10 protein-coding genes are annotated in these 12,537 nt (G+C 62.8%); 4 read left to right on the forward strand and 6 right to left on the reverse strand.

The window, feature by feature from the left end:
* Positions 1-7 precede the first annotated feature (7 nt).
* From IB275_RS29165 to IB275_RS29190, 6 genes are all read right to left on the reverse strand, one after another.
* A complete protein-coding gene (locus IB275_RS29165) occupies positions 8-1,162 on the reverse strand; it encodes an ABC transporter ATP-binding protein (protein ID WP_015479458.1) in 1,155 nt (384 codons plus the stop codon).
* Between the two features lie 149 nt (positions 1,163-1,311).
* The gene (locus tag IB275_RS29170; RefSeq protein WP_225594893.1) at positions 1,312-2,382 is read right to left on the reverse strand and encodes a polyamine ABC transporter substrate-binding protein; all 1,071 of its coding nucleotides are present in this window, start codon (positions 2,380-2,382) and stop codon (positions 1,312-1,314) included.
* 251 nt (positions 2,383-2,633) lie between these two features.
* Positions 2,634-3,734, reverse strand: coding sequence for a polyamine ABC transporter substrate-binding protein (locus tag IB275_RS29175; protein WP_081515239.1), 1,101 nt, complete (start codon positions 3,732-3,734; stop codon positions 2,634-2,636).
* A gap of 117 nt (positions 3,735-3,851) precedes the next feature.
* On the reverse strand, positions 3,852-5,219 hold the full coding sequence (locus IB275_RS29180) for an aspartate aminotransferase family protein (RefSeq protein WP_045215532.1): 1,368 nt from the start codon (positions 5,217-5,219) through the stop codon (positions 3,852-3,854).
* A 61-nt stretch (positions 5,220-5,280) separates the two neighbouring features.
* Positions 5,281-6,639 carry a glutamine synthetase family protein gene (locus IB275_RS29185; RefSeq protein ID WP_081515238.1) on the reverse strand — a complete coding sequence of 453 codons (1,359 nt, stop codon included), beginning with the start codon at positions 6,637-6,639 and terminating at the stop codon, positions 5,281-5,283.
* 40 nt (positions 6,640-6,679) lie between these two features.
* Positions 6,680-7,429, reverse strand: coding sequence for a gamma-glutamyl-gamma-aminobutyrate hydrolase family protein (locus tag IB275_RS29190; protein WP_081515237.1), 750 nt, complete (start codon positions 7,427-7,429; stop codon positions 6,680-6,682).
* A 278-nt stretch (positions 7,430-7,707) separates the two neighbouring features.
* Here IB275_RS29190 and IB275_RS29195 point away from each other — a divergent pair, with 278 nt between their 5' ends.
* From IB275_RS29195 to aguA, 4 genes are all read left to right on the forward strand, one after another.
* Entirely contained in the window at positions 7,708-9,087 is a 1,380-nt protein-coding gene (locus IB275_RS29195; protein ID WP_024762139.1) for a glutamine synthetase family protein, read from the forward strand.
* 249 nt (positions 9,088-9,336) lie between these two features.
* On the forward strand, positions 9,337-10,398 hold the full coding sequence (locus IB275_RS29200) for a polyamine ABC transporter substrate-binding protein (protein ID WP_081515236.1): 1,062 nt from the start codon (positions 9,337-9,339) through the stop codon (positions 10,396-10,398).
* Between the two features lie 55 nt (positions 10,399-10,453).
* Positions 10,454-11,095, forward strand: coding sequence for a TetR/AcrR family transcriptional regulator (locus IB275_RS29205; protein WP_081515235.1), 642 nt, complete (start codon positions 10,454-10,456; stop codon positions 11,093-11,095).
* A 274-nt stretch (positions 11,096-11,369) separates the two neighbouring features.
* The gene (gene aguA, locus IB275_RS29210; RefSeq protein ID WP_192293468.1) at positions 11,370-12,479 is read left to right on the forward strand and encodes an agmatine deiminase; all 1,110 of its coding nucleotides are present in this window, start codon (positions 11,370-11,372) and stop codon (positions 12,477-12,479) included.
* The last annotated feature ends 58 nt before the right edge of the window (positions 12,480-12,537 follow it).

Raw genomic sequence — 12,537 nt, forward strand, 5'->3', positions numbered from 1 at the left:
CTGATGTTCATGATTGCAGTACCACACCGCTGTCGTCGTACCAGCTGATGTAAACCGGCTGGTCCCAGGTCGGGCGCGCGACGTGGCGCTCGGCGTTGGCCATGAAGGCCTGGACGATGAAGCCGGAGGCCAGCTTGATGTAGTACACCGAGTGACCGCCCAGGTAGGCGATGTCGTGGACGGTGCCCTGGGCGACGTTGAAGCCTTCGTGTTCGAGGTTTTCCGGCTTCTGCGCGCTGACCATGACCTTTTCAGGACGCAGCGCGTAGGTCATGCGCTTGTTCTCGGCACGGGTGCTGATGCCGTGGCCGATGTAGATCGGGTTTTCCAGCTGCGGGCAGGCGATCACCGCGTGGTCCTGCAGGTCCTCGACGATCTCGCCGTCGAACAGGTTGACGTTGCCGATGAACTCGCAAATCAGGCGGCTGGCCGGCGTCTCGTAGATGTCCATCGGGCTGCCGATCTGCTCGATGCAACCCAGGTGCATGATGGCGATGCGCTGGGCCATGGTCATGGCCTCTTCCTGGTCGTGGGTCACCATCACGCAGGTCACGCCCACGCGCTCGATGATCTCCACCAGTTCCAGCTGCATCTGCGAACGCAGTTTCTTGTCCAGTGCGCCCATGGGTTCGTCGAGCAGCAGCAGCTTCGGCCGCTTGGCCAGGGAGCGGGCCAGGGCCACGCGCTGACGCTGGCCGCCGGAGAGCTGGTGCGGCTTGCGCTTGGCGTACTGGGTCATCTGCACGAGCTTGAGCATCTCGTCGACGATCTTGTCGATCTCCGCCTTGGGCAGACCGTCCTGCTTCAGGCCGAAGGCGATGTTCTGCGCCACGCTCATGTGGGGGAACAAGGCGTACGACTGGAACATCATGTTGATCGGCCGCTCATAGGGCGGCAGGTCGGTAATGTCCTGGCCATCGAGGAAGATGCGACCTTCAGTGGGACGCTCGAAACCAGCCAGCATGCGAAGCAGGGTCGACTTGCCCGAACCCGAACCACCCAGCAGGGCGAAGATCTCGCCTTTCTTGATGTCCAGGGACACGCTGTCCACAGCCAGCGTTTCGTCGAACTGCTTGCTGACCCGGTCGATTTTTACCAGAACCTCTTTAGGCTTCTGGTCGCCACTCAAGGCTTTCTTGTAGGCACCGGAGGCTATTGCCATTACCACAACTCCCAAATCATAGAGGCCCGGCCCCCGCGGCCGGGCATGCTTGGTATTACAGGGCTGGCGCAGTTTACGTGCGCCGCCGGGCCTTTCGAGGGGCCCTGCGACGCTCCGTGCCCGCGCGGACGGATTTGGGGAAAACCGTCTTACTTGCCCGACTTGATCTTGGTCCAGGAACGGGTCATGAGGCGCAGGATCTTCGGCGGCAGCTCATGCTGCACGAAGAGTTTGTCGAGAACCTCCTGGGATGGGTACACCTCAGGATTATTGCGCACGGACTCATCCATGAATTCGCCAGCCTTGGGGTTCGGGTTGGCGTAACCGACGTAATCGCTGACCTTGGCAATCACTTCGGGTTTGAGCAGGTAGTTGATGAACGCGTGGGCCGCCTTCGGGTTGGAGGCATCCTTCGGCACGGCGAGGATGTCGAACCAGAGGTTGGCGCCTTCCTTGGGAATGGCATAGGCGATGTTCACGCCCTTGCCGGCTTCCTTGGCGCGGTTGGCGGCCTGGAACACGTCACCGGAGAAACCGGCCGCGACACAGATGTTGCCGTTGGCCAGGTCAGAGATGTACTTGGAGGAGTGGAAGTAGGTGACGTACGGACGCACCTTCATCAGCTTATCCTCCACCTTCTTGTAGTCATCCGGGTTGGTGCTGTTGGGGTCCAGCCCCATGTACTTGAGCACAGCCGGCATCATCTCGTCGCCCGAATCGAGGAAGGCGACGCCACACTGGCTGAGCTTCTTCATGTTCTCGGGCTCGAAGAGGACGGCCCACGAATCGATGGTGTCGACACCCAGCACGGCCTTGACCTTCTCGACGTTGTAGCCGATGCCGTTGGTGCCCCACAGGTACGGCACGCCGTACAGGTTGCCCGGGTCGTTGGCCTCGAGCTGCTTCATCAGGTGCGGATCGAGGTTCGACCAGTTCGGCAGCTGGCTCTTGTCCAGCTTCTGGAACGCGCCGGCCTTGATCTGGCGACCGAGGAAGTGGTTGGACGGCACGACCACGTCGTAGCCGGTACGACCGGCCAGCAGCTTGCCTTCCAGGGTTTCGTTGGAGTCGAAGACGTCGTACACCGGCTTGATACCGGTTTCCTTCTCGAAATCGGCGAGGGTGGTTTCACCGATGTAGTCCGACCAGTTGTAGATGTGGACGGTCTGTTCCGCCTGGGCCAGCGAAGTCAGGCCGAAGACGGAGACTGCAGCGATCAGGGTTCTGCGGAAGGGAATGCGCACACGTGAGTCCTCTCGTTGTTTTTGACTACTTCAGTCGGTTGCTGCCGGGGTTTCGACGGCCGGTCCGTGGATAGCGCCGAACCCTTTACAGCACGAGAGCGCCGGGGCTTGCGCAGCCATTCCACCGATGGAAGCTGTTTGTTGCTACCGGTAGCGGGCGAGGGAGCGCACTCCCCCGCCGCTGTCCGGACCATCCGCTGGCGCGCCAGGCGACAGCGATTACCCGATTACTTGCCGGACTTGATGGTGGTCCAGCTGCGGGTCATCAGACGCTGGGTCTTCGCCGGCAGGTCCGGGAAGGCGTACAGCTTCTTCATGGTTTCCGGAGTCGGATACACGCCCGGGTCGTTGCGGATCGCCTCGCTCACCATCGGGGTGGCTGCGGCGTTGCCGTTCGGGAACTGCACGACGTTGGTGATCTCGGACATGACCGCCGGCTCGAGCAGGAAGTTGATCCACTTCAGCGCGGCTTCCTGGTTCTCGGCATCCTTCGGAATGGCGACGGTGTCGAAGAACGCGCCAGCACCTTCCTTCGGAATGTTGTACTTCACAGTGACCTTGTTCTTGGCTTCTTCAGCGCGGGACTTGGCCTGGTACACGTCACCCGAGTAACCGATAGCCACGCAGATGTTGCCGTTGGCGATATCGGAGATGTACTTGGAGGAGTGGAAGTAGGAGACGTACGGGCGAATCTTCAGGAACAGCGCTTCGGCTTCCTTGAGCTCTTTCGGGTCCTGGCTATCGGGCTTGTAGCCCAGGTAGTGCAGGGCAGCCGGCAGCATTTCGGTCGGCGAGTCGAGGAAGCTCACGCCGCAGGCCTTCAGCTTCTGGATGTTTTCCGGCTTGAACACCAGATCCCAGGAGTCCACCGGGGCGTTGTCGCCCAGCGCTGCCTTGACCTTGTCCGGGTTGTAGCCGATGCCGATGGTGCCCCACATGTACGGGATCGCGTACTGGTTGCCCGGGTCGCTGATCTCCAGCGTCTTCATGATGTCCGGGTTCAGGTTCTTCCAGTTCGGCAGCTTGGACTTGTCCAGCGGCGTGTAGACGCCAGCCTTGATCTGCTTGGCCAGGAAGGAGTTGGACGGCACCACGATGTCGTAGCCCGACTTGCCGGCCAGCAGCTTGGCTTCCAGCACTTCGTTGCTGTCGTAGACGTCGTAGACGACCTTGATTCCGGTTTCCTTGGTGAACTTGTCGACCGTGTCCGGCGCGATGTAGTCCGACCAGTTGTAGACGTGCAGCACCTTGTCATCTGCCTGCGCCATACCAGCCACAGCGCCTGCCAGCGTTACAGCGAGCAGGGATTTGCCGAAGGTCTTGAACATGCGGGTAGCTCCGTTTGTTTTTTTGATGTTCCGGGTGGCGTGGACATCTCCTTCCGTCACCACCCGGTGAGCCTGGCCAACGCACAGGCGCAGTCTGTCAAAGGTCCGGTGAAAGACTCAAGACAGAACGGCTGCGGCGGTTTGATCGAGGCACTTGCGCGCCAGGGTGATCAGGTCATCGATCTGCGATTTCTCGATCACCAGCGGCGGCGAGATAATCATAGTGTCTCCCACCGCGCGCATGATCAGACCGTTGCGGAAGCAGTGCTCGCGGCACAGCATCCCGACACCCTTGCCTTCGAAGCGCTCGCGGGTCTTCTTGTTCTTCACCAGCTCCAGTGCTGCCACCAGGCCTACCCCGCGGGCTTCGCCTACCAGGGGATGGTCGGCCAGCTCTTGCCAGCGCTGTTGCAAATACGGTGCCGTTTCGTTCTTCACACGCTCGACGATCTTCTCTTCCCGCAGGATGCGGATGTTCTCCAGCGCCACCGCAGCGGCTACCGGGTGACCAGAGTAAGTGAAGCCGTGGTAGAACTCCCCACCCTCATTCAGGGTATGGACGATCTCGTCGCGAACGATCACGCCACCCATGGGGATGTAGCCGGAGGTCAGGCCCTTGGCGATCGGCATCAGGTCCGGGGCGTTGCCGAAGTACTGGCTGCCGAACCATTCGCCGGTACGGCCGAAGCCGCAGATGACTTCGTCGGCGATGAACAGGATGTCGTACTTGGCGAGGATCTCGCGGATCTTCGGCCAATAGGTCTTCGGCGGAATGATCACGCCGCCCGCGCCCTGCAGGGGCTCGGCGATGAAGGCAGCGACCTTGTCTTCGCCGACTTCGAGAATCTTCTTCTCCAGTTGCTCGGCCGCCCAGACGCCGAACTCTTCCGGGTCCATGTCACCGCCTTCGCCGAACCAGTACGGCTGGGCAATGTGCTCGATGCCGGGGATCGGCAGGTCACCCTGCTCGTGCAGGGCCTTCATGCCGCCCAGGCTGACGCCGGCGACGGTGGAGCCGTGGTAGCCGTTCCAGCGGCCGATGACCACTTTCTTCTGCGGCTGACCCTTGATGGTCCAGTAGTGGCGAACCATGCGCAGCACGGTGTCGTTGGACTCCGAGCCCGAGCCGGTGAAGAACACGTGGTTCATGCCTTCGGGGGCGATGTCGGCGATCGCCTTGGACAGCTCCAGCACCGGCGGGTGGGCGGTCTGGAAGAACAGGTTGTAGTAGGGCAGTTCCTGCATCTGCTTGTAGGCGACTTCAGCAAGCTCCTTGCGACCGTAGCCGACGTTCACGCACCACAGGCCAGCCATGCCGTCGAGGATCTTGTTGCCCTCGCTGTCCCACAGGTACACGCCTTCGGCCTTGGTGATGATGCGCGCACCCTTCTCGTTCAGTTGCTTGTAGTCGGTGAACGGAGCCAGGTGGTGATCGCGGCTGAGCGCCTGCCAGTGTTGGGTGTTGGCGCTGGTCTGGTTAGTCATCTTGATAAAACCTCTTCTCTAAGAAACACGGGGCCCGGCCATGCGCCGGACCCCACGCCGATCAGACAGAAAGCAGAAGGAACTCACGCTCCCAGGAACTGATTACTCGCTTGAAGTTCTCGTGCTCGGCGCGCTTCACCGCGACGTAGCCCCGAATGAACTTGTCACCCAGGTATTTCTCCAGGGTCTTGCTGCCTTCCATGCACTCCAGGGCGGCTTCGATGGTCAGCGGCAGGCGCAGGTTACGCCGTTCGTAGCCACGGCCTTTGACCTGGGCACTGGGTTTGAGACCTTCGACCATGCCGATGTAGCCGCACAGCAGGCTGGCCGCCAGGGCCAGGTAAGGGTTGGCGTCGGCGCCGGCCAGGCGGTTCTCCACGCGGCGGTTGTCCGGGGTGGAATCCGGTACGCGCAGGCCCACGGTACGGTTCTCCTCGCCCCACTCGACGTTCACCGGCGCCGAGGTGTCGGGCAGGAAGCGGCGGAACGAGTTGACGTTCGGGGCGAACAGCGGCAGCGCCTCGGGGATCAGCTTCTGCAGGCCGCCGATGTGGTGCAGGAATAGCTCGCTCATGCTGCCGTCGGCGTTGGAGAAGATGTTCTTGCCGGTCTTGAGGTCGACGATGCTCTGGTGCAGGTGCATGGCACTGCCCGGCTCGCCGGTCATCGGCTTGGCCATGAAGGTGGCGGCGACGTTGTGCTTGAGGGCGGCCTCGCGCATGGTGCGCTTGAACACCACGATCTGGTCGGCCAGGTCCAGGGCATCGCCGTGACGGAAGTTGATCTCCATCTGCGCGGTGCCTTCTTCATGGATCAGGGTGTCCAGATCCAGGCCCTGCAGTTCGCACCAGTCGTACATGTCCTCGAACAGCGGGTCGAATTCGTTCGCCGCGTCGATGGAGAAGGACTGGCGACCGGTCTCCTGGCGACCGGAACGGCCGATCGGAGCCTGCAGCGGGTAGTCGGGGTCGTCGCTGCGCTTGGTCAGGTAGAACTCCATCTCCGGCGCCACGATAGGTTTCCAGCCCTTGTCGGCGTACAGCTGGAGAACGCGCTTGAGCACGTTGCGCGGCGACAGCTCGATGGGGTTGCCCAGCTTGTCGTAGGTGTCGTGGATGACCATCGCAGTCGGCTCGATGGCCCAGGGGACGAGGAACACGGCATTCTCGTCCGGGCGGCAGACCATATCGATGTCGGCCGGGTCCAGCAGGTCGTAATAGATGTCGTCTTCGACGTAATCACCGGTCACGGTCTGCAGGAGAACGCTCTCCGGCAGGCGCATGCCCTTCTCGTTGAGGAATTTCGCGGTCGGCGCGATCTTGCCCCGGGCAATCCCGGTCAGGTCGGCGATCATGCATTCCACTTCGGTGATCTTGCGTTCTTTCAACCAGCCACTGAGCTGGTCTAACTTGCTAGTCATAAAGACCTCAGGGTTTGAGAGCCCGGCCCCAACGCCGGACTCAGCGGTTCCCCGCCCTCTTGCTGCAGGCTTTGCCGAATGCCTGGAAGATAGCGAGATAGTTGGGGTTCGTTTCGACCTGCCACTCCGGGTGCCACTGCACCCCGACGGCAAAGGCCGCACCTTCGACGGAGAAGGCTTCAACCAACCCGTCAGGCGCCAGAGCTTCTACACGAAGGCCGGGCGCCAGACGATCAACGCCCTGGCCGTGAATAGAGTTGACCTGGAACTGCGAGGGTAGCCCGATACCGGCGAAAACGCCGCCCGGCTGCACGTCGACGACGTGCCGCAGACCATATTGGATTTCGATCGGTTCACCCGCAGGTTCGCGGTGGTCCATCAAGCCTTCGACTTCGTGCACTTTCTGGTGCAGCGAACCGCCAAAGGCGACGTTCATTTCCTGGAAGCCGCGGCAGATGCCCAGCACCGGAATCCCGGCCGCGACGGCGCGGCGAATCAGCGGCAGCGTCGTACTGTCGCGCTCGGGATCATGAGGAGTGCCTGCAATGCTCGCGGAGCCACTATAATGATGGGGCTCGACGTTCGACGCCGAGCCTGTGAAGAGCAGGCCGTCGAACGCGGCCAACATGTCTTCCTGGTCGATGGCATCGCCCAGGGAGGGAATGATCAAAGGAATGCCCGAGGCCCCGGAGATCAGCGCTCTGAGGTATTTGTCGCCAGCAACATGGTAGGGTTTGGATGCGATCTGCTTGATGCAGGCGGACACGCCGATTAACGGCAGGCGAGACATGGGACACCCGTGTTTGTAAGTGTTATGGGCTTGAGGCCGAGCTTAGCCTTGTTCATTTTTTTACACAATAGTCATGTAAAAAATCAAACACGCCCCACTGAACAGCCCGCCACCAAAGGCTCTCCGCTCATCAAAAGCGGCTTGAAACGCCCCAAAAACGGCCCATCACGACAGGTGCGCCCCACTTTGGTGCGACATTGACAACCCTTGCCAATTCGGATTGACTCACACCTCAGCTTTCGAATGATTGAAATTTTTAACAATAAAGGTGTTACATCATGTCGGTACCCCAGAGTGCCGTGTCGCTCGAAGAAGCGAGTGAGTTCCTGAAGGAACACCCCGAGGTCCAGTTCGTCGACCTCCTTATTGCAGACATGAATGGTGTGGTCCGCGGCAAGCGCATCGAACGCACCAACCTGCCCAAAGTCTATGAGAAGGGCATCAACCTCCCCGCCTCTCTCTTCGCTCTCGACATTACCGGCTCCACCGTAGAAAGCACCGGCCTCGGCCTGGACATTGGCGACGCGGATCGCGTCTGTTTCCCAATCCCCAACACCCTCTCCATGGAACCCTGGCAGAAGCGCCCGACCGCGCAGCTGCTGATGACCATGCACGAGATGGAAGAACGCACGCCGTTCTTCGCCGACCCGCGTGAAGTGCTGCGCCAGGTAGTGCAGAAGTTCACCGACATCGGTCTGACCATCGTCGCCGCCTTCGAACTCGAGTTCTACCTGATCGACCAGGAGAACGTGAACGGCCGTCCGCAGCCGCCGCGCTCGCCGATCTCCGGCAAGCGTCCGCAATCGGTGCAGGTCTACTCCATCGACGACCTCGACGAGTACGCCGACTGCCTGCAGGACATCATCGACGGCGCCCGCGCCCAGGGCATTCCGGCCGACGCCATCGTCAAGGAAAGCGCCCCGGCCCAGTTCGAAGTCAACATGCACCACGTTGACGACGCCCTGAAGGCCTGCGATTACGCAGTCCTGCTCAAGCGCCTGATCAAGAACGTCGCCTACGACCACGAGATGGACTCGACCTTCATGGCCAAGCCCTACCCGGGTCAGGCAGGCAACGGTCTGCACGTCCACGTCTCGCTGCTCGACAAGGACGGCAAGAACATCTTCACCAGCGAGGATCCCGAGCAGAACGCCGCGTTGCGCCACGCGATCGGCGGTGTGCTCGAGACCCTGCCGGCGTCGATGGCGTTCCTTTGCCCGAACGTCAACTCGTACCGCCGTTTCGGTTCGGCCTTCTTCGTGCCGAACGCACCGAGCTGGGGCCTGGACAACCGTACCGTCGCCCTGCGCGTGCCGACCGGAGCGCCGGAAGCGGTGCGCCTGGAGCACCGGGTCGCCGGTGCCGACGCCAACCCGTACCTGCTGCTCTCGGCGGTACTGGCCGGCGTCCACCACGGCCTGACCAACAAGGTCGAGCCGGGCGCGCCGATCGAAGGCAACGCCTACGAGCAGCTGGAACAGAGCCTGCCGAACAACCTGCGCGATGCACTGCGCGAGCTGGACGACAGCGACGTGATGAACAAGTACATCAGCCCCGAGTACATCGACATCTTCGTCGCGTGCAAGGAGCATGAGATGCAGGAGTTCGAGTATTCGATCTCCGACCTCGAGTACAACTGGTACTTGCATACCGTATAAGTGGTAAATGAAACGCCGGCCCTCGTGCCGGCGTTTCCTTGTGCCTCTGGCACATCTGGGGGACCGCGACATTGCCATGGCGAGGAGGGGCGCCAGGGCGATTCACATCCGTCGTTCCTTCCTGCTCGCGATGTCTCCATCCGCCTGTCCGGGCGTCCATCGCGTCTGTCGTGTCTTTGCTGTCGCGCTATCGAGCGGCGAATGAATGCCGCATCCGCTGATTACGTGGTTCATTCAGGGAGATCGCTAATGCCACGCCTGTACGCCTTGATTCTGATGCTGTTGTGCCCGCTGTCCGCCTGGGCCGACCAGGTCATCCGCGTCTACAACTGGAACGACTACATCGCCCCCGAAGTGCTCAAGGACTTCGAGAAGGACACCGGCATCCGGGTCGAGTACACGACCTACAGCACCGCCGAAGAGGTCAAGAAGGCCCTGGAGAGCGGCGAGAAATTCGACGTCGCGGTGCCCTCGCACAACGACCTGCCGGCGCTGATCCGCGACAAACGCATCCAGGCGCTGGACTTCAGCAAGCTGCCCAACCGCAGCCACCTCGACACCCAGCTGCTGAGCAAGCTGGCCGCCGTCGACCCCAACAACCAGCACGCCGTGCCCTACCTGTGGGGCGCCGTGGGCCTGGCGATCAACGAACCCGAAGCGGAGAAGGCCTACGGCGGCAAGCTGCCCGACAGCTGGAGCATCCTGTTCGACCCGCAGCAGAGCCAGCGCCTGAAGGCCTGCGGCATGAGCCTGCTGGACGCGCCGGATGAAGCCTTCTCGGTGCTGATGAACTACCAGGGCCGCAACTTTGCCCGCAGTGCGCCGTCACAGATTCGCCGCGCCGGCGAGGTACTTGCGCAGCTGCGCCCGAACCTGCGCTACATCGACAGCGAGCGCTACATCCAGGACCTCAATGCCGGCAAGCTGTGCGTCGCCATGGCCTGGGTCGGCGACGCCCTGGGCGCGGCCAACGCCGGCCAGCCGGTGCGCTTCGTGGTACCGCAGGAAGGCTCGGTGCTGTTCATCGACAACCTGGTGATCCCCAGCGCATCCGAGCACCCGGACCTGGCGCTCAAGTTCATCGACTACCTGATGCAGCCCAAGGTCGCCGCGCAGATCACTGCCGCCACCCTCTACCCCAACGGCAACAAGGACTCCGCGCAGTTCCTCGACGCCGCCCTGCGCGACCAGCCGGGTCTGTACCCGGACCAGGAGACCAAGCGTCGCCTGTTCGCCCTGGAAACCGCGCCGGAGAAGACTGCCCCGGTGATCACCGACGTCTGGGCCAAGCTGCGCGACGGCGGCAGCTGACTTGCCGAGCACCCCGGAGCTGGCGTCCAATAGCCGCCCAGCTCCGGAGGTCGTCATGCCCGCACCCTCTCCCACTCGCAAGCCCCGCGCCAGCAGCCAGGCACGCATCGCCGTGATCCTCGAGGCTGCCCGCGCCCTGCTGGCCGAGAGTGGCGCGGCGGGGCTGTCGATCTACGCGGTAGCCGAGCGCGCGGACATCCCGCCCTCCTCCGTCTACCACTTCTTCCCCAGCGTGCCGGCCCTGCTGCAAGGGCTGACCAGCGACGTCCACGCCGCCTTCCGAGCCTGCCTGGAACAGCCCGTCGACCACGCCGCCCTGCGCGACTGGCGCGACCTCGCACGACTGGTCGAACAGCGCACCCTGGCCGTTTACGCCGAAGACGCCGCTGCGCGCCAGCTGATCCTCGCCAGCCACGGCCTCGCCGAAGTCACCCAGGCCGACAGCCAGCACGACGTGCAACTCGGCCAGGCCATGCGCGAACTGTTCGAACGCCACTTCGAGCTGCCGCCGCTACCGCAGGACATCGAGGTCTTCAGCCTGGCCATCGAGCTGGGCGACCGCGTCTACGCCCTCTCCGTGCAGCGCCATGGGCAGATCACCGGGCGCCTGGCCGAAGAAGGCATGCGGGTGATCGACGCCTACCTGTCGCTGTACCTGCCACCCTGCCTGCCGAAGCGTCCCTCGCCGCTGAAATAATCGATTTTTATCCGATACAAATCTGGATAAACGGCCGAATTATTCCTTAACAGCTCTTCATAAACCGATTTTTATCGGATATAAATTCTCCCACCCTGGGAGAGTCCTGACGCGAGGCAGTGACTGGCGGCCTATACTGGACCGCTCTTGCGGCGCTACCGGCGACGATCTCCCGAATGACACAACCCCCTCCGTAGGATGGGCGGAGCGCAGCGATACCCCTCGATGGCTATCGGCTCGCCCCTTCCACGAAGCACTGACCAAGGACCGCCCCATGACCACGCTGACCAGCACTCCCCGCGCCGATGGCTTCCGCATGCCGGCGGAATGGGAACCCCAGACCCAGACCTGGATGGTCTGGCCCGAGCGTCCGGACAACTGGCGCCTGGGCGGCAAGCCCGCACAGGCCGCCTTCAGCACCGTAGCCCGCGCCATCGCCCGCTTCGAGCCGGTAACCATCGGCGTCTCCGCCGGCCAGTACGAGAACGCCCGTGCGCAGCTGGCGGACGCGGCCAACATCCGCGTGGTGGAAATCAGCAACGACGACGCCTGGGTGCGCGACACCGGCCCGACCTTCGTCACCAACGACCAGGGCGACGTGCGCGGCGTGGACTGGACCTTCAACGCCTGGGGCGGCCTGGAAGGCGGCCTGTACTTCCCCTGGCACCGCGACGACCAGGTGGCGAGCAAGATCCTCGGCATCGAGCGCTGCGACGGCTACCGCACCGAAGGCTTCGTGCTCGAAGGCGGCTCGATCCACGTGGACGGCGAAGGCACCCTGATCACCACCGAGGAGTGCCTGCTCAACCACAACCGCAACCCGCACCTGAGCCGCGAAGAGATCGAGGCCGTGCTGCGCGAACACCTGGCCATCGACACCGTGATCTGGCTGCCGGACGGCCTGTTCAACGACGAGACCGACGGCCACGTCGACAACTTCTGCTGCTACGTGCGCCCGGGCGAAGTACTGCTGGCCTGGACCGAAGACCAGAACGACCCGAACTACGAGCGCTGCCAGGCCGCCATGCGCGTGCTGGAATCTGCCCGTGACGCCAAGGGCCGCCAGCTGACCGTGCACAAGATCCTCATCCCCGGCCCGATCCACGCGACCGAAGCCGAGTGCGAAGGCATCGACCTGGTGATCGGCACCCAGCCGCGCGATCCGTCGATCCGCCTGGCCGGTTCGTATGTCAACTTCCTGATCGTCAACGGCGGCATCATCGCCCCGCGCTTCGACGACCCGGCGGACGCCGAGGCCGAAGCCACCCTGAAGCGCCTCTTCCCCGAGCACGAGATCGTCATGGTGCCGGGCCGCGAGATCCTCCTGGGCGGCGGCAACATCCACTGCATCACCCAGCAGCAACCGGCACCGCAGAAGCGCTGATCCGCTGAAGACAAAAAGGCCGTCGCTCCCACCGGAACGACGGCCTTTTTCATTGCCC

The sequence above is a fragment of the Pseudomonas sp. PDM21 genome (assembly GCF_014852505.2).
Lineage (GTDB): Bacteria > Pseudomonadota > Gammaproteobacteria > Pseudomonadales > Pseudomonadaceae > Pseudomonas.